The 16,216-nt window shown below is 63.9% G+C and carries 17 protein-coding genes and 1 pseudogene; 6 read left to right on the forward strand and 12 right to left on the reverse strand.

Going from position 1 to position 16,216, the window contains the following annotated elements; genetic code table 11:
* Positions 1–7: 7 nt before the first annotated feature.
* The 3 genes and pseudogenes from TP2_RS19005 to TP2_RS04440 all read right to left on the reverse strand — a co-directional run bounded on the left by TP2_RS19005 (position 8) and on the right by TP2_RS04440 (position 1,676).
* Positions 8–346, reverse strand: coding sequence for an MFS transporter (locus TP2_RS19005; protein ID WP_338065274.1), 339 nt, complete (start codon positions 344–346; stop codon positions 8–10).
* A pseudogene (locus TP2_RS04435) lies at positions 328–1,266 on the reverse strand (MFS transporter); the annotation flags it as partial. The pseudogene TP2_RS04435 and the gene TP2_RS19005, both read right to left, overlap by 19 nt.
* Positions 1,263–1,676 carry a thiol-disulfide oxidoreductase DCC family protein gene (locus tag TP2_RS04440; protein WP_038074037.1) on the reverse strand — a complete coding sequence of 138 codons (414 nt, stop codon included), beginning with the start codon at positions 1,674–1,676 and terminating at the stop codon, positions 1,263–1,265. The pseudogene TP2_RS04435 and the gene TP2_RS04440, both read right to left, overlap by 4 nt.
* A gap of 321 nt (positions 1,677–1,997) precedes the next feature.
* Between TP2_RS04440 and TP2_RS04445 the strand changes: the two genes are divergently transcribed.
* Positions 1,998–2,255, forward strand: a complete 258-nt coding sequence (locus TP2_RS04445; RefSeq protein ID WP_038074162.1) for a DUF6525 family protein — start codon at positions 1,998–2,000, stop codon at positions 2,253–2,255.
* Here the strand turns inward: TP2_RS04445 and TP2_RS04450 are convergent.
* Complete coding sequence (locus tag TP2_RS04450) at positions 2,252–2,695, reverse strand: Fur family transcriptional regulator (RefSeq protein ID WP_038074166.1); 444 nt, start codon at positions 2,693–2,695, stop codon at positions 2,252–2,254. The genes TP2_RS04445 and TP2_RS04450 overlap by 4 nt on opposite strands.
* Before the next feature lie 126 nt (positions 2,696–2,821).
* On the opposite strand from TP2_RS04450, the gene TP2_RS04455 reads away from it, so the two are divergent.
* From TP2_RS04455 to TP2_RS04470, 4 genes are read left to right on the forward strand one after another with little or no spacing between them, the layout of a single operon-like run.
* A complete protein-coding gene (locus tag TP2_RS04455) occupies positions 2,822–3,709 on the forward strand; it encodes a metal ABC transporter substrate-binding protein (protein ID WP_038074038.1) in 888 nt (295 codons plus the stop codon).
* On the forward strand, positions 3,706–4,572 hold the full coding sequence (locus TP2_RS04460) for a manganese/iron ABC transporter ATP-binding protein (RefSeq protein ID WP_038074039.1): 867 nt from the start codon (positions 3,706–3,708) through the stop codon (positions 4,570–4,572). Before TP2_RS04455 ends, TP2_RS04460 begins: the two co-directional genes overlap by 4 nt.
* On the forward strand, positions 4,569–5,423 hold the full coding sequence (locus TP2_RS04465; RefSeq protein WP_038074042.1) for a metal ABC transporter permease: 855 nt from the start codon (positions 4,569–4,571) through the stop codon (positions 5,421–5,423). The genes TP2_RS04460 and TP2_RS04465 overlap by 4 nt, the downstream gene beginning before the upstream one ends.
* Positions 5,423–6,253, forward strand: a complete 831-nt coding sequence (locus tag TP2_RS04470; protein WP_157617038.1) for a metal ABC transporter permease — start codon at positions 5,423–5,425, stop codon at positions 6,251–6,253. Before TP2_RS04465 ends, TP2_RS04470 begins: the two co-directional genes overlap by 1 nt.
* Before the next feature lie 435 nt (positions 6,254–6,688).
* On the opposite strand, the gene TP2_RS17875 is transcribed toward TP2_RS04470, so the two are convergent.
* On the reverse strand, positions 6,689–7,561 hold the full coding sequence (locus tag TP2_RS17875) for a hypothetical protein (protein ID WP_157617039.1): 873 nt from the start codon (positions 7,559–7,561) through the stop codon (positions 6,689–6,691).
* Between the two features lie 138 nt (positions 7,562–7,699).
* Here TP2_RS17875 and TP2_RS04480 point away from each other — a divergent pair, with 138 nt between their 5' ends.
* Positions 7,700–9,772 carry a [FeFe] hydrogenase, group A gene (locus tag TP2_RS04480; protein WP_038074047.1) on the forward strand — a complete coding sequence of 691 codons (2,073 nt, stop codon included), beginning with the start codon at positions 7,700–7,702 and terminating at the stop codon, positions 9,770–9,772.
* Between the two features lie 130 nt (positions 9,773–9,902).
* Here TP2_RS04480 and TP2_RS04485 read toward each other — a convergent pair whose 3' ends face one another.
* The 7 genes from TP2_RS04485 to TP2_RS04515 form a co-directional block, all read right to left on the reverse strand.
* Complete coding sequence (locus TP2_RS04485) at positions 9,903–11,336, reverse strand: pyridoxal phosphate-dependent decarboxylase family protein (RefSeq protein WP_051692176.1); 1,434 nt, start codon at positions 11,334–11,336, stop codon at positions 9,903–9,905.
* Between the two features lie 85 nt (positions 11,337–11,421).
* On the reverse strand, positions 11,422–11,628 hold the full coding sequence (locus TP2_RS04490; RefSeq protein ID WP_038074050.1) for a hypothetical protein: 207 nt from the start codon (positions 11,626–11,628) through the stop codon (positions 11,422–11,424).
* 159 nt (positions 11,629–11,787) lie between these two features.
* The gene (locus TP2_RS04495) at positions 11,788–12,978 is read right to left on the reverse strand and encodes an alpha/beta hydrolase (RefSeq protein WP_038074053.1); all 1,191 of its coding nucleotides are present in this window, start codon (positions 12,976–12,978) and stop codon (positions 11,788–11,790) included.
* Positions 12,979–13,184: 206 nt separating this feature from the next.
* Positions 13,185–13,508, reverse strand: a complete 324-nt coding sequence (locus TP2_RS04500; RefSeq protein WP_038074054.1) for a 2Fe-2S iron-sulfur cluster-binding protein — start codon at positions 13,506–13,508, stop codon at positions 13,185–13,187.
* Entirely contained in the window at positions 13,505–14,752 is a 1,248-nt protein-coding gene (locus tag TP2_RS04505) for an NAD(P)/FAD-dependent oxidoreductase (RefSeq protein ID WP_051692177.1), read from the reverse strand. The genes TP2_RS04500 and TP2_RS04505 overlap by 4 nt, the downstream gene beginning before the upstream one ends.
* A gap of 60 nt (positions 14,753–14,812) precedes the next feature.
* Entirely contained in the window at positions 14,813–15,265 is a 453-nt protein-coding gene (gene cynS, locus TP2_RS04510; RefSeq protein ID WP_038074057.1) for a cyanase, read from the reverse strand.
* Positions 15,266–15,302: 37 nt separating this feature from the next.
* Positions 15,303–16,160, reverse strand: a complete 858-nt coding sequence (locus tag TP2_RS04515) for a sulfurtransferase (RefSeq protein ID WP_038074060.1) — start codon at positions 16,158–16,160, stop codon at positions 15,303–15,305.
* Positions 16,161–16,216: the final 56 nt, after the last annotated feature.

Raw genomic sequence — 16,216 nt, forward strand, 5'->3', positions numbered from 1 at the left:
TCCAGCGTCAGGTTGCGGGGTCAAGAATGTCACGCGGCAACCGAAGCACAAGGGCGATCGCCGCCAGTTTCAGCGCGCAGGGCACGAGCGCATAGCTGACATTGAGCGCGTCGAGCGCCGCCCGGCTGTTCTCGCCATCGGGCTGGTAGCCGAAATGCTGAAGCAGCGGCAGCACGGTCCCGGAAGCGATCGCCAGCGTCGCCTTGGCGCTGAAGTTCCAGATGCCGAAAGCCTGCCCCGCCTGGAGCCCTGCACGCGACAGGGCGGCGCAAAGAGCGCCGAGAGGATCACCATATCCGCGCCAAGCGCGATGCCCGAGCCGATGCAGATCGCCGCGAAGGACCACGAAGCGCCCGGCGGCAGGCTGAACGCGCCGATGAAGCTCACGATAGCGAGGATCATAGCAGCCAGAAGTACCCGGCGGGCGCCGACACGTCGGGCGAGACGCCCCCAGACAGGTGCGCTTGCGCCGGCTGCAATGAAAAACAGGATGAGGAAAGGCCCGGCCATGTCAGGCAGGCCGAGCCGATCTCCCACGAAGAACAAAAATAGCGTCGATGTCACCGCCACCGGCAGGCTGTTGACGAAGGCCAGCAGCAGGAGCCAGCCCGCGCCGGACCCGATCAGCCCCCGCCCGTTCAGTCGCATCGACGCCACTTGCGTCTTGCGCCACAGCGGCCGCGCCAGCACGATCGCGATCAGAGCCAACAGCGCGATGAGCCAGCCGAACGCCACATAGCCATCCGCGCTTGCCGAGACGTTCGCAAGCAGCGTCGGCGCAATCGCTCCGAGAGTCACACCGATCAGAACACCCGTTTCGCGCCAACTCGCAAGGCTAAGCTGCGCCCGGGTCCGTCCCGTGCCCGCGAAGGCGGCACTCTGGCCGTAGATTAGGATCGTCCCAAGGCTATAGCCCGTAAACGCCACGACCAGCCCACCGGTCAGCCAGAGCGCAGAATGTCCCTCCGGTGGCAGCGAAAATACCGCCACGCAGCCCGCCGCGAGAAGCCCCATCGCAAGGACTGCGAAACCCGCTCGGAAGCGCGCCCAGCGGTCTGTCACATATCCCAACAGCGGATCCTGCAGGAAATCCACGATCCGGATCAGCAGCAGGATCGCTCCGACTTGACCAAGCGACAGATCCAGTCGCGCTGCCGCGAAACTTGGCAGGTGGATATAAATCGGGATGCTCGCCGTGGCGAGCACCATCGCGAGAAAGCCCACGCGCCAGTAGTCTTTTGGCTGCTCCACCGGCGTCGCACTCATCGGGCGCGTCGCCTCGTGAACCTGACAAAGAGCCAGACGATACCGGGGCGCAGCTTCAGAAAGGCGCGATAGGTCAGTTCGAGGAGGGTCTTGACGAGCGGCCACCGTGCGATGCGCGCCAAACCACGCCAGCGCGGAAGATGGGACCAAAGTTCGGCGAAAGCAGCAGCCCCCGAGACGAGACGCCCATCCCCCTTGCGGACGTGGAACCGAGCCAGCGCATCGTCCCGGCTCAGCCCGTCAGGCAGGGTCGCGCTCGGCTCGGAGAGATCGACGAACGCGAGCGCCTCCGCGCCCGGCGTCACCCGATAGAGACCGATCTCCGCGCGACACAACGGACACCCTCCGTCATAGTAAACGGTCGCCTTGGAGGTTTTGTGCATCGCGGCATGGCGCACGCTATCACCCATCTTCAGTTTGGTTCACGAGTGTTACGCGATTTGACGATACGAGGATCTTTTGCCGGACGGAGTTTCTCCAAAATACCCCGGCGAGAGCGCTCCCCATTGATCGCATATACAACTGCAGTCAACGCGCCTCCTACTCTCAGCAAGTCGTCGTTGCTTCGGGTTGGGATGCAGTGCGAACAATGAGCATCGCTTTCGCCGAGCCGAGATGAACCGCGCCCGGATCGAGACGATGCTGGAGCGGTGCCTCGTTCCCGAGACCCGCTTTGCACCCGAGGCCTGGACCGATCTCGTTGATCCCTTCCCGCAATGGGGCCGCGCGGCATGAGGAAGAACCTCGTCACCCGGCTGCGCAGGCGCGGCCGGGCCGACCCGATGGCGGCACATGACCGGCTGCCGCCCCGGGCGCGGGCCTGGGTGACGCAGGCCGCGTTGCCCTGGTCTGCGGTCTCGGTGTCGAAGATCTGGGCGCGGGCCCTGCGCGAGACCGGCTGCGAAGAGGCCGCGATCGCCCGGCTCGATGCGGCCGAGGCGAAGATGCTCGCACGGGACGGGGTGGTTGCGGCCGGGCCGCGCGCCTAATCCGGATCGCCCGGCGCGCGCTTGCGGCGGACGTAAAGCTCTAACCGGTGATGGACGATCTCGTAGCCCATCGCCTCAGCGATCTCGGCCTGCAAGGCCTCGATCCGGTCATTGGCGAACTCGATCACCTCGCCGGTCTCGACATCGATCATGTGATCGTGGTGGCGCGCCTCGCTATGCTCGAACCGCGCGGGCGTGCCTTCGAACTGATGGCGCAGGATCACGCCCTGATGTTCCAACTCGGTCAGCGTTCGATAGACGGTCGAGAGTGAGATCCCCGGCACGACCGCCTCGGCGCGGCGCTGCAGTTCGATCGCCTCGGGATGATCCTCGGCCTCGGCCAGAACCGACAGGAGCGCGGCCCGCTGGCGGGTGATGCGCACGCCGGCTCGGCGCAGCGCGGTGGTCAGCTTCTCGGTTCGGCGGTCGATCTGTGTCATCGCCTTCTTTTCGCGCATGATCGCAGTTTTTGGCAAGCTCTAGTTGCAAGTGATTTGCATTTGCCTTTACAGTTGCAAATCATTCCCAGATAGCCTCGCGACAATCACATGAAACGGAGGACTTAGATGATCGGCAGAAGAGGTGTTCTTGGCATGGTGGCGGCGTTTGCGCTGGCCGGGCCTGCATGGGCCGAAGCCAAGCTCAAGGTCGTCACGACCTTCACAGTGATCGCGGATATGGCGCAGAACGTGGCGGGCGATGCGGCGGAGGTGGTCTCGATCACCAAGCCCGGCGCCGAGATTCACGGCTACCAGCCGACGCCGCGCGATCTCGTGAAAGCGCAGGATGCCGATCTGATCTTGTGGAATGGGCTCAACCTTGAGCGCTGGTTCGAACAGTTCTTCTCGAACCTGCGCAACGTGCCTGCCGCAACGGTCTCCGACGGGATCGAACCGATCTCGATCTCGGGCGGCGACTATGACGGCAAGCCGAACCCGCATGGCTGGATGGCGCTCTCCTCCTCGGAAATCTACATCGACAATATCCGCGATGCGCTGAGCGCGGCCGATCCCGAGAACGCCGCCAGCTATGCGTCCAATGCCGAGGCCTACAAGGCGCAGATGGCCGAGGTGATCGGGCCTTTGCGCGAGGCCGCCCGCGCTCTGCCGGAAGATCGCCGCTGGCTGGTGACTTCGGAAGGAGCGTTTTCCTATCTCGCGCGGGATTTCGGTCTGAAGGAGGTCTATCTCTGGCCGATCAATGCCGATGCGCAGGGCACGCCGCAGCAGGTGCGTGCCGTCATCGACGCGGTGCGGTCCAAGAACATCCCGGTGGTATTTTCCGAAAGCACGGTGTCGGACAAGCCCGCCAAACAGGTCGCGCGCGAAACCGGCGCGAAATATGGCGGCGTCCTCTATGTCGACAGCATTTCCGAGCCGGGCGGGCCGGTGCCGAGCTATCTCGACCTGCTGCGCGTGACCTCCGAGACGATCGTGAAAGGTCTGCAGCCATGAGCGAGGCTCCGAACGAAGACGGCATCCGCGCGACGGGCGTGACCGTGACCTATCGCAACGGCCACACCGCGCTGCGCGATGCGAGCTTTGCGATCCCGCGTGGCACGATCGCTGCGCTCGTCGGCGTGAACGGGTCGGGGAAATCCACGCTTTTCAAGGCGCTGATGGGCTTCGTTCCGGTTGCGGCGGGCGAGATCGAGATCCTCGGTCGGCCGGTGCGCGAGGTGATGAAGGCGCAGGCGGTGGCCTATGTTCCCCAAGCCGAGGAGGTTGACTGGACCTTCCCGGTGCTGGTCGAGGACGTGGTGATGATGGGCCGTTACGGCCATATGGGCTTCTTCCGACGCCCGCGCCCTGCCGATCACGATGCGGTCGCCGTCGCGCTGGCGCGGGTCAATATGACCGAATTTCGCCACCGCCAGATCGGCGAGCTTTCGGGCGGGCAGAAAAAGCGCGTCTTTCTTGCGCGGGCGCTCGCGCAGGATGCGCAGGTGATCCTGCTCGACGAGCCCTTCACCGGGGTCGATGTGAAGACCGAAGACCAGATCATCGCCTTGCTGCGCGATCTGCGCGCCGAGGGCCGGGTGATGCTGGTGGCCACGCATAACCTCGGCTCGGTGCCCGAATTCTGCGACCGGGTCGTGTTGGTCAAGGGCACGGTGCTGGCCTATGGGGCGACGGCGGAGGTCTTCACCTCGCAGAAGCTGCGCGAGGCCTTCGGGGGCGTGCTGCGCCACTTCATGCTCGAAGGCGAGCGCCTGCATAACGATACCGACCAGCGCAAGCTCGAGGTCTTCTCGGATGATGAGCGCCCGCTGGTGATCTATGACGACCGCACCCGCACGCTGAAGGGGCGGTCATGATCTGGCTCGAGCCCTTCCAATACGGCTACATGACCAATGCGATCTGGGTCTCGGCCCTCGTCGGTGCGGTCTGCGCTTTCCTGTCGGCCTATCTGATGCTCAAGGGGTGGTCGCTGATCGGCGATGCGCTTTCCCATTCCGTCGTCCCCGGTGTCGCGGGCGCCTATATGCTGGGCCTGCCCTTCGCGCTGGGGGCGTTCCTGTCAGGGGGGCTCGCGGCGCTGGCGATGCTGTTCCTGCGCCAGCGCTCGGGGCTGAAGGAGGACGTGGTGATCGGGCTGATCTTCACCGCGTTCTTCGGGTTGGGGCTGTTCATGGTTTCGCTGAACCCGATGGCGGTCTCGATCCAGACCATCATCATGGGCAATATCCTCGCGATTTCGCCTGGCGATACGGTGCAACTGGTGATCATCGGGGGAGTCTCGCTGACAGTGCTGCTGGCGAAATGGCGCGAGCTGATGGCGATGTTTTTCGACGAGGCGCATGCGCGTTCGATCGGGCTGAACGTGACGGCGCTGCGGCTGGTGTTCTTCACGCTGCTCTCGGCCTCGACGGTGGCCGCGATGCAGACGGTAGGCGCGTTTCTGGTGATCGCGCTCGTGGTGACGCCGGGAGCGACGGCCTACCTGCTCACCGACCGTTTCCCGCGGCTCTTGGCCCTGTCGGTGACGATCGGCGCGCTGACATCCGCGCTCGGCGCCTATCTGAGCTATTTCCTCGACGGAGCGACGGGTGGCGTAATCGTCTGCCTGCAAACGATGCTCTTCGGGGCCGCGCTCGTCTTCGCGCCCAAGCACGGGATGCTCGCGGCGCGTGCCCGCGCCCGTGAGGCGCTGAAGGAGAGCCTGTGATGGGAGACCTGCTTCTGCCTTTCCAGTTTGCCTTCATGCAGAACGCCTTCGTGATCGTGGCGCTGATTGCCCCGGCCGCGGCGATGCTGAGCACGTTTCTTGTACTCAAGGGCTGGTCGCTGATGGGGGATGCGACGAGCCATGCGGTGCTCCCCGGTGTCGTTCTTGCCTATGTCGCGGGGGTTCCACTGATCATCGGCGCGTTTCTCGCGGGGCTTCTCTGCGCGGTGGGGACCGGGTTCATCAAGGAGAATTCGCGCATCAAGCAGGATACCGTGATGGGCGTGGTCTTTTCCGGAATGTTCGGGCTGGGCATCGTGATCTACACGCAGATCGAGAGCGCGCTCCATCTCGATCACATCCTGTTCGGCAACATGCTGGGCGTGGGGCGGGAAGACCTGTGGACGGCCGGGCTGATCTCGGGGGCGGTGACGTTGATCCTCGGCGTGAAATGGCGCGATTTCCTCGCCCATAGTTTCGATCCGGTGCAGGCGCGGATGATCGGGTTGCGGGTCGGTTGGCTGCATTACGGGCTTCTGGCGATCCTGTCGGCAACCATTGTGGCGATGCTGTCCTCGGTGGGCATCATCCTCTCCGTGGCTTATCTGATCGCCCCGGGCGCCATCGCCTTTCTTCTGACGCGCCGCTTCACGGCGATGCTGATGACCTCCGTCGCTGCGGCGCTGATCTCGGGATTTGTGGGGATCTATGCCGCGTTCTGGCTCGATGCGGCGCCCGCGCCAACGATCGTGCTGATCCTGACCGGGATGTTCCTCGCGGCGCTTCTGCTTCGGCAACTGCGCGAACGCCGGTCCAGGATCTCGGCTTGAAAACAGCTACGCCCATTGCCCGGACACAGGATCCATGGATCGGCATGTGGGCACCGTGCCGGCATGAGGCGCCATCTGTTCTGGCTGCGCGCGGGGCAATAGCCGTCCTTGGGTCGAGGGTCGGCGCGTGCCAAGAGGTATTTTTTCATCAGTCGCAATGGGTTGGGAGGGCACTATGCGCCCAAGAAATAGGATCGTTCGATCCTTTTTTGCACGATGGCTTGGCCGCGCCGGAAGTAAATGTCGGACGGCGTAAGGTTCTGCGCGCCTTTCTAGAGGCGCTGACGGTTGGAATGCGCGACGAAGGCGTCGTTCTGTCGGCTGAGGGCCTGGGAGCGGGCATTCCTCTCCGCCAGCCGATCGTTTTTCGCTGCTTTCAGGGCGTCCGCAGGCCTTCAGTTGGCAGGGCACGCTTGGCCTGGAGATGGTCAATTGTCAGTCGCGGAGCACCCCGGCGGCGATCAGCACTTGGCGGTCCGGGCGCCAGATGTCGCGGTGCGGTGTCGCGAAGGCCTGCGTGGCAAAACTGGCCGTCACGCCCTGATCGCGCAGAAAGGCGCGATCGATCGCCTCCTCCTGCCCGACGTCGATCGGTAATGGCTGTGCTTGCAAAAGATAGCCGTGAAAACCGAGTTCCCCCTCGGGGCCAAGGTCACGACGAGAGCCTGCCATGAAGATCAGCGTACAGGCAGAATAGCAGCGCTTTGTCACCTGCGTATCCAGCCCCCATGCCATCACTCGTTTTGCCATTGCCCGCGCGGCGAAGACCTGTCCGCCGGCACTGTCGAGATCAAGCATCGAGACATCCTTCATCGGGGTTGCCTCGAACCGCGCCAGAAGATCGTAGCTGATATCTCCCGTCAGATAAGCGACCCGGTTGCGCACCTCCAGCGGTCTCGGCCCGACGAAAGAGACCGGCGCCAAGGCCGCTGTCTCCCGCGCCGCCTGATCGAGTGCGTGGGTCACGCTCACCACCGCCGTCACCACCATCGCCACGCGTCCTGCGAGCAGCATTTCACCTCGCGCCCTCGAGTCGACCCAGCGCGAAAGGCTGCGCCACGCCCCGACCAGCTGCCAAAGCGCCAGCACCATGTCACCCAGCACGAGCCATGCGAAGAGGGGCGGCGAGACCGGCAGCGATATGCTTTGCCAAAGCTGGACAACGACCCACCGCCCACCGATCAGCACCACAAAGAGGGCGATCCATGGCGGGCAGTCGCCGCGCCAGTAACCGCCGATGCCCCTAAATGAGGCTGGCCTTGATGTCCGGGTGGCTCGGGTCATTACCGCCGTCCTTTCCAGCACCATCAGCCTTCAGTCTAGCACGGCTGCCCGGAAGTTGGGGATTTGCCGAAAGCCACGGTGCTCCGAGACATGCCGAAAACGCGAGCCTTCTGCCGCGGTGCAGGCATCTGTTATACTTCTGGACTGGGGAGGCTCTTTCGCATGATCACGCTTTCGATCAATGGACGGCACGTTGAGGTCGACGAAGGCACCAGCTTGCTGGATGCGGCAAAGGCGGCGCGTATCCATGTCCCGACCTTGTGCTTTTATCCCGGCCTTCCGGCCCATGCCGTGTGCCGCATGTGTCTCGTCGAGATCGAGGGTATCCCCAATCCCCAACCGGCCTGTCGCACCTTGGCGAAGGACGGCGATGTCGTGACAACGGATACCGAGGCCCTGACTGCATTCCGAAAAGCCGATGCAGAATGGCTTCTCGCGCGCCATCCGAATGACTGTATGCGCTGCGAGGTGAACGGGGCCTGTCGGCTCCAGCGTCTCGTCAGCGAAAACCAGTGGGAGGACCGTTGGCCCAAGGTCCCCGACGGGGCAGTATCCGCGTCACAAGAGCTCGCCTCCGATCATACCTCTCCCAGCATCTGGCGGGATCTGTCGAAATGCATCGAGTGCGGCCTGTGCGCGGAGGTCTGCGGGGAGAGCGTGCAGAACCAGAACGTGATCGGCTTTGCCGACCGGGGATTCGACCGCCGCCCCGTCACCGTCTTCGACGCGCCCCTGTCGGATACCAATTGCATTTCCTGTGGCCAATGCACGCTTGTCTGTCCGGTGGGCGCTCTGATCGAGGCGCCGCACTGGCATGAGGTTCTGCATACGCTCGATGCGCGTCGGCGCGTGTCGGTCGTTCAGGTCGCTCCCGCGACCCGCGTCGCCATCAGCGAAGAGTTCGGACTGAAGCCGGGAACCGTGAGCACGGGCCGATTGATCAACGCGCTGCGGATGCTCGGTTTCGATTATGTCTTCGACACGAATTTCGCCGCCGACCTCACGATCATGGAGGAGGGGACGGAACTGTTGTCGCGGCTCGAGGCCGGCACCGAGCTTCCGCTGTTCACGTCCTGTTGTCCGGGTTGGGTGAACTGGGTGGAATTGAACCGCCCCGATCTCCTGCCGCATCTGAGCACGACCAAATCGCCCCAACAGATGCATGGTGCGATCGCCAAACGGGGCCGTTTTGCACGCTCCCTGGGACCCGATTTCGCGGATGGGACGGTTGAACCCTATGTCGTGAGCGTGATGCCCTGCACGGCCAAGAAGGACGAGGCAAAGCGCCCCGGCGTCTCTGGCGATGTGGATCATGTGCTCACGACGCGCGAACTGGCGCGGATGATCCGGTCACGCGGGATTCCGTTCGGCGCGCTGGCTGAAGACGGACAGTTCGACAGCCCGCTGGGCGAGAGCACCGGGGCTGCCCAGATATTCGGCGCATCCGGCGGGGTCATGGAGGCGATGGTCCGCACGGCCGCGCATTTCAAAGGGGTCGAAGACGATCTGCCCCTGGAATGGGAGGCGTTGCGCGGCGTCCGTGAGGGCGTGAAAACCGCGACGATCCCCGGTGTCGGCACGGTGGCCGTGTGCAGCGGCATCGCTGCGGCCCAACGCATGCTGGAAGACGAGGACTGGCGCGAGGACTACGTCGCCATCGAGGTCATGGCCTGCGTCGGTGGTTGCCTCGGGGGAGGGGGAGAGCCGAAATCCATGGACCCGCTCATTCTGCAAAAACGCGCCAAGGCGATTTACGGGGTCGATGCGACAGCACCGCGTCGCCGCTCCTACGAGAACACGGATGTTCAGGCGCTCTACGCCTCCGAACTTGGAGCACCGAACTCTCGCGCCGCTCACCAATTGCTCCATACCCATTATGCCGCGCGCCACTCGCAAAGATCGCTCCTGATGCGCTTTCTCGACTGCGTGGACAGGCGCGATGGTGCGGGTGCTGCGAGCCTGTTTGATCCCGATGGCGTCTGGTCGACAGCCTCCGGTTTCGGCGTCATCTCTGGCGCGGACGATATCGCGACCTTCATAGAGACCGAATTGCCGCCCAGACTGCGGGGGATGAAATATGCCCGCCACCAGATGGAGAGCGCTTCGGATATCGACGATCTCACCGTTCTGGCGCCCGACGGGAGCCGCAGCAGCTTCCAGATGGAGGTGCGCACCGTGGACGGTGACGGGCGCTCGAAGATGGTGATCAAGCGCCTCACGCGCACTGTACTTTGAGCCGCGCTCATGTTGTCTGCGGAAGCTTGGAACCGGCGAGAGCGCAGAGACCGGAGGGATCGTCCGACGCAATCCAGGGGGAGCATCATCGGCCCGGCAAGGTTCTGACGCGGGGATCGCACGGCCAGGCTTATTCCGGATGGTCCTGGCACCAACGAAAGGCGTCGATGATCTCGGCCGACAGAAGATCCGCATCAGCATCCTGCATCGCGTAGCCGATCACCGAGGCCCGGATGATCTTCCGTCCGGCCCACTCCCCATGGGTTGGATAGACTTTGCCACGCCCCTGCACGCGTTCGAGGGTCCGCATTGTCAGCGTATCGCCGTCCGGCCCGTCCCCGCAGGCAATCGCGACCTGATTGCTGTGGATCTCGTTCAGCACGCGTATCCCCGGTTCGGCAGAGAGCGCTTTGGCAATTTGATTGGCCAACCGACAATGGCGCATCACCAGTTCGCGCACACCGGTTCGTCCGAGATGACGAAGGATGGCGTAGCTTGGAACACCTCGGGCGCGTCGCGACAATTCAGGCGTCGTGTCGGCGGGCTCCCAATAGGCGGTCGTGTCGGGAAGATAGGCCCCGCGCGCCGACATGGACGCCACGAGCGGCGCCCGGTCTCGGACGATCACCATCCCCGCATCAAAGGGAGCATTCAGCCATTTGTGCAGATCCACGGCCCAGCTGTCAGCATCACTGACACCGCTCAAGCGCTCGGCCAGTTCCGGAACAGCGGCCACCCAGAGCCCGAAAGCCCCGTCGACATGGACCCAGCCCTGCTTTGCGCGCACCAGGGGGATCAATTCGGAGAAGGGATCGAATGCCCCGGTATTGATCTGACCTGCCTGCAAAATGACGAGAGGGGGCGCGTCGCACTGGCTCAGGGCGTCTCGGAACGCGTCGGGATCAATACGACCCTCTGCGTCTGTGGCGACTTTGTGGACCCGCTTTGCACCAAAGCCCGCATAGCGCAGTGCCGCGAAGGGTGCCGAATGGGCATCCTGTCCGATGATCACGGGAACTTCGGGCGCTCCGAAAAGGCCATGCGCTTCGACATCCCAGCCTTGGGCCGCCAGAAGAGCGTGCCGCGCCGCCATGACGCCGACCATGTTCGCCACCGTGCCGCCGGTCACCAGCCCAGAGCCACTGCCGGACGGCAATCCCAGAAGATCGATGACCCAGTCACAAACCGCGCGCTCCATACCGGTGATTGCGGGCGTCTCGAAGGAGGTGCCGGAGTTCTGTCCCCAGGCCGAGACGAGGAAATCCGCCGCGACACCGACCGGGTGCGAGCCGCCCAATACGTAGCCGAAGAATGTAGGGGCAGCCATCGAGTGCAATCCCCCGTCGGACTCTTGCACGATTTGCGCGACCACCTCGTCCTCGGGCATGCCGCCCTCGGGGAGCGGCCCGAGAAAGCGTCCGACCGCGTCGTCCAGTGAGAGTGTCGGGCGCGCGGGCCGCCTTGGAAGGCTTTCTCGAAAGCTCCGGGCCTCGCGGGCCGCGGTATCGAATGCTCTGACCTGCGCATCGCTCAAACCGCTGAATTGACGTCCATCGGCAGCCATTTGTCCCCCTCCAATCCGCTGCATGGAAAGTCCAGTATAGCAGGTTTCATGCAAACCCGGTCGGTTTCGTCTTGTCGCGTCAGCGTCAACGCGTCGTCGAAAGCCGCTTTGGTTTGGATGCGGGGGCGTTGTGCCCGCCACCCATCAGGTCCGTGATCTTCCTCCAGATCGTCCCGATACGTCCGAACATGGCGCGCGCATCCTGCTGACGGATAGCCATCGCGGCGCGGGTGTAATGGGCATAATCGATCGCGCCGGTGGCGGTGGTCCGGTAGTCCTGCGAGCTGTTCATGGCTGGTCTCCTGGTTGCTTCAGGTATCCACTGTGCCCGAACCGAAAATCCGCGCTTGAAGGAGATCTTTAGAAGGCTTTGAGATTTCCTCTATTCTTCTTCAGAAGTGCGCCGCGCCGCCTTCGCGTAAGGTGCTGACCGGCGTCACGCCGCGACACCTCAAGACAGGTCCGCGTCCAGGAAGCGTTCGATTTCCGAGCAGATCTGCTCAAAGGCCGGATCGCTCGGGAGGCTCACATGATTGCTGCTGTCGATCAGTTGCAGCTCTGCGTTGGGAAGGTGTTGAGCGAGGTATTGCCCTTGGCACAAGGGCTGAATCGAGTCGCCGGTGGAGTGCAGCACAAGGGTCGGCGCCGTGACGCGTTGCAGCAACTCGCTCACGTCGATTGCACCGATAATGCGGCGCAAGCGAGCCGCGGTGTCGGCGCTGGCCGACAACTTTTGCATCTCGATCAGGCTATCGAGCTCTTCAGCTGTGGCGGTCGGCACGAAGATCGTGGCGAAGGCCTTCATGAAAGCGCTGTCGGGAATACCCCAGCCGCTCTGGATAAGCCCCACCATGGTTTCGGTTTTCTCATGCTCTCCCAGCGCCGAAGACCCTCTGGCAAAGCCATTGATCAGCACGAGCCTGCTGACCCGCTCCGGATGCCGTGCGGCAAAGGCGAGCGCAATCGGGGCGCTCTGCGATGCCGCGAAGATCGGAAAGCGCTCCAGACCCGCGGCGTTTGCGACAGCCTCCATGTCATCGACGAAATCTTCGATGCCGGGGTTTCCGAACTCATGCGTCGAAAGCCCGGTGCCGCGCGGATCATATCGCACGAGACGTCGCTGACGGCTCAAGCGCTCAAGCATCGGGCGCCAGATCGGACTATTCCAGTCCTGTTCGAGATGACTGAGCCAATGCCCCCCGCGCAGAAGAGGCGGGCCGTCTCCGATCGAGGCATATGCGATCGAAGTTCCGTCGCGCGAAGCGGTGTACCGGATCGTCTGGCGTCGTGCATCGCGCGTATCGTTTGAGTTTGTGCGCTGGGCCCGAGTTCCCGCGCGCTCAACGCTCACCGCCATCTGAAGACCGCGCCGCGACACGGTTCTGATCACGGCCTGACGCTTGCCATCGTCACCGACTGCGCTTCGGGCGGAACTGATGCGCGCGGCGATCGTCGCATCTGACACGATACGGCCGTGCCATACCCGTTCGACCAACTGGTCGTAGCTCACCAATTCGCCCTGGGCCTCCGCGAGCATCACGAGCAGATCGAAGACCTGCGGCTCGACGTGAACGGAGCGGCCGCCGCGCGTCAGCGCGAAGGCGTCTGTATCAAGCTCACAGTCGGCGAAACGATATTGCATGCCCTCAGCATGATCCGTGACACGGACTATCTCAAGCCTGTTGAACCTGCGGCCCGAATGCCCCGGCGGGCGGCGGTGGACCGAACAGTATCGGATGACCGTCCAGGTAGGGCAGGTGAACATTGACATGCATCGCCATGGCCCAGACCTGGTCGTCGGTGGCGTGACATAAGAGCTCTACAAGCCGCGCATTCCGCGATTGGCGATCAGCCTTGGCGTTCGGGCACCCGTGCCACCAGCCCGTCGAGGGCCTCGCTCAGCACGATCTGGCAAGACAGGCGCGAGCGCGCAGGATCGGGCTCCCAGGCGAAGTCCAGAAGATCCACCTCCATTTCGCCGGCTGGTTCCAGCAGGTCGAAGAAATCAGGCGCCACATAGACATGGCAGGTCGAGCACGAACAAGCCCCGCCGCATTCGGCAAGGATGCCGGGCACCGAGGCTGCACGGGCGGCTTCCATCAGGGTCATGCCCGGGCGGGCCTGGGTGGTGATGCGGGAGCCGTCGGCGCCCTCGAAGGTCACGGTGATCATGGAGCCTCTGCAAGTTCGGGTTGGGGGGCCGCAAGCGGCACGGATTTCAAGGCGATGGCGGGATCGGCCAGCGCCGCGAGTTCGGGTGATTGACCGGCCTCGATCCAGCGCTTCGCGGTCATGTAGGCGCGCGGGTCGTTCATCGCATCGACGGCGAGCAGCCGCGCGCCCGCGAAATACCAGTGAGAGACCGTGCCGGGCTTGTCGCCCGGGCGCACGATCACACTGTCATGGCCGGTATTGAGCCCTGCGATCTGAAGTTTCACGTCATATTGGTCCGACCAGAACCAGGGCTTTGCAACATACGGCGCGCCCTGTTCGAGCATCGCGGCCGCGACGGCCTCGGCTTGGTCGATCGCATTGGGCACCGATTCCAGACGTATCCGGCACCCTTTGTGCGGGAAGGAGGCGCAATCCCCCGCAGCCCAGATTCCGGGCGCAGAGGTCGCGCCCATCGCATCGGTGCGGATGCCGTTCTCGATGGCAAGGCCGGCAGCTTCGGCAAGCGCCACGCCCGGCCGCACGCCGATCCCCACGATGACGAAATCAACGTCGAGATCGGTGCCATCGGACAGATGCGCGCGCGTGACCCGCCCGTCCTGTCCCTTCAGCTCCGACAGGCCAACGCCTTCGCGAATATCGACGCCATGGCTTTCGTGCAGGGCCTTGAACCAAGCGGCCGTTTCGGTACAGGCGACGCGGGCCAACAGGCGTGGGGCCATCTCGACGAGGGTAACCTGGAGCCCCTTTGCCGCGGCAACCGCCGCCGCCTCGAGCCCGATATAGCCGCCGCCGACGATCAGCACGCGCGCGCCGGGGCGGAATTCGTCAGCCATCGCATCGGCATCGGCAAGGTTGCGCATCGTATAGACGCCCGCCAGATCACCGCCGATCGCCTTGGGCAACCGGATCGGGTCGGCTCCGGTGCAAAGCGCGATCTGCGAGGCGGGGATACGGGTGCCGTTATCCAGCACGACGATCTTTTCCGCGGCTTCGATGGCTGCAACGCAGGTGCCCGTCACCAGCTCGATCGCGTTCTCGGCGTAGAAGGTTTCGGGTCGCAGGTAGAGACGCTCGCGGTCGAGCTCTCCAAGCATGTATTTCTTCGAAAGCGGCGGGCGCTGGTAAGGCGGAGCGGGCTCGGCACCGATCAGCTTGATCGGCGTCTCGCAGCCAAGGGCGCGCAGCTTTGCAGCAAGGGCGAGGCCTGCCTGACCCGCGCCGATGATGACGATCGGTTTCATGGATTATGCCTTTTCAGGGGCGGTCGGGGCGGGCCGCGATTGGCCCGCCCCCCTTGCCGGTCAATACATCTTGTAGGGCAGGAACTTGCCGTCGAGCACGATGGTCACGCGGTCGCCCTTGGGGTCGGCCTTGCGCGAGATGTCCATCGTGAAGTCGATCGCCGACATGATGCCGTCGCCGAATTCTTCCTCGATCAGCGCCTTCATCGTGGTGCCATAAACATTCACCACCTCGTAGAGGCGGTAGATCAACGGATCGGTCGGCACGGCGGTCGGCAGCGAACCGCGATAGGGCACGGTCATCAGCAGCGCGATTTCCTCGTCCGAGAAGTTCAGGCCAAGCGCATTGCCCGCGGCATAGGCCTGCTCCTTGGAGAGCGAGATCTGGCCCATCAGCGCGGCGGTGGTCCATTCCTTGGACTGGCCGACGGCGGCGGCGACATCGCTCCATTTGATGTCGTTGAAGGTCTTGTGAGCGACGATCTTCTCAGTGAGTTCGGCACGGGTGGTCATCTTGATATCTCCTTGTCAGATGATGGGGGGTGCAGGGTCAGGCGCCGTAGGGCAGCCCTTCCTCGATCGGCAGGGACGGATCGCGGGACCATTCGTTCCACGAGCCGAAATAGATCGCGACATCCTTCACACCGGCTTCTTTCAGCGCGAGGAAGGTGTTCGAGGCGCGGGCGCCCTTGAAGCAGTAGATCTTGACCGGGGTATCGGGGGTGATGCCGACGGTGGCGCATTCGGCCAGCACCTCGGCGCTCGATTTCATCTCGGGGCCATGGGCGCCGGGTTTCATCATGCGATACCACTCGATCCAGACCGCACCGGGAATCCGACCCTTGCGCGGGCAGAAATCCTTGCCATAGGGCGAGGAGCTTTCGGCGATCCATTCGTCGATGTCGCGCACGTCGAGGATCACTGCCTCGGGGTCGTCGATCGCGGCCTTCATGTCGGCCACATCCATCATGATGGCACCGGCAGAAGGGTCGATCTCGAACCCGCCGGGCGTCGGCGCGACAGGCGCGGTCGAGACCGGAAGCCCCTCGGCGGCCCAGGCCGCGAAGCCGCCATGCAGAACCTTAACCTTGGGGTAGCCCAGGAAGGAGAGCAGGAAGAAGCCGCGGCAGGACTGACCGAAACCGGTATTCATCGAGGCCTCGTAGATGACGGCCGTCTTCTCACCATCAAGCCCGGCGGCTGCGAACTCGGCGGCGAACTTCTCCTTGAGCGCGGCCATACCCGCCGCATCCGAGGTGGCGAGGAAGGTGAAGATGTCATGCATGTTCACAGCGCCCGCGACGTGGCCGGCGGCAAAGCTGTCGGGATCGCGCGTGTCGATCACGACAGCCAGACCGGCATCGTTGAGCGCGTGCAGCTCGGTGGGGGTGATAAGTTTCGTTTCCATTGGACAATACTCCCTGTTCACGCCGTCCCTGAACGGCGTCCTGTTGGATCGTCTGA

This window comes from Thioclava pacifica DSM 10166 (assembly GCF_000714535.1).
GTDB lineage: Bacteria > Pseudomonadota > Alphaproteobacteria > Rhodobacterales > Rhodobacteraceae > Thioclava > Thioclava pacifica.

What these genes read in the sequence shown, in the direction of transcription:
- TP2_RS04440 (WP_038074037.1), bottom strand. Translation starts at nt 1,676, where the DNA reads ATGGGTGATAGCGTGCGCCATGCCGCGATGCACAAAACCTCCAAGGCG.
- TP2_RS04445 (WP_038074162.1), top strand. Translation starts at nt 1,998, where the DNA reads ATGAGGAAGAACCTCGTCACCCGGCTGCGCAGGCGCGGCCGGGCCGAC.
- TP2_RS04450 (WP_038074166.1), bottom strand. Translation starts at nt 2,695, where the DNA reads ATGACACAGATCGACCGCCGAACCGAGAAGCTGACCACCGCGCTGCGC.
- TP2_RS04455 (WP_038074038.1), top strand. Translation starts at nt 2,822, where the DNA reads ATGATCGGCAGAAGAGGTGTTCTTGGCATGGTGGCGGCGTTTGCGCTG.
- TP2_RS04460 (WP_038074039.1), top strand. Translation starts at nt 3,706, where the DNA reads ATGAGCGAGGCTCCGAACGAAGACGGCATCCGCGCGACGGGCGTGACC.
- TP2_RS04465 (WP_038074042.1), top strand. Translation starts at nt 4,569, where the DNA reads ATGATCTGGCTCGAGCCCTTCCAATACGGCTACATGACCAATGCGATC.
- TP2_RS04470 (WP_157617038.1), top strand. Translation starts at nt 5,423, where the DNA reads ATGGGAGACCTGCTTCTGCCTTTCCAGTTTGCCTTCATGCAGAACGCC.
- TP2_RS17875 (WP_157617039.1), bottom strand. Translation starts at nt 7,561, where the DNA reads ATGGTGCTGGAAAGGACGGCGGTAATGACCCGAGCCACCCGGACATCA.
- TP2_RS04480 (WP_038074047.1), top strand. Translation starts at nt 7,700, where the DNA reads ATGATCACGCTTTCGATCAATGGACGGCACGTTGAGGTCGACGAAGGC.
- TP2_RS04485 (WP_051692176.1), bottom strand. Translation starts at nt 11,336, where the DNA reads ATGGCTGCCGATGGACGTCAATTCAGCGGTTTGAGCGATGCGCAGGTC.
- TP2_RS04490 (WP_038074050.1), bottom strand. Translation starts at nt 11,628, where the DNA reads ATGAACAGCTCGCAGGACTACCGGACCACCGCCACCGGCGCGATCGAT.
- TP2_RS04495 (WP_038074053.1), bottom strand. Translation starts at nt 12,978, where the DNA reads ATGCAATATCGTTTCGCCGACTGTGAGCTTGATACAGACGCCTTCGCG.
- TP2_RS04500 (WP_038074054.1), bottom strand. Translation starts at nt 13,508, where the DNA reads ATGATCACCGTGACCTTCGAGGGCGCCGACGGCTCCCGCATCACCACC.
- TP2_RS04505 (WP_051692177.1), bottom strand. Translation starts at nt 14,752, where the DNA reads ATGAAACCGATCGTCATCATCGGCGCGGGTCAGGCAGGCCTCGCCCTT.
- cynS (WP_038074057.1), bottom strand. Translation starts at nt 15,265, where the DNA reads ATGACCACCCGTGCCGAACTCACTGAGAAGATCGTCGCTCACAAGACC.
- TP2_RS04515 (WP_038074060.1), bottom strand. Translation starts at nt 16,160, where the DNA reads ATGGAAACGAAACTTATCACCCCCACCGAGCTGCACGCGCTCAACGAT.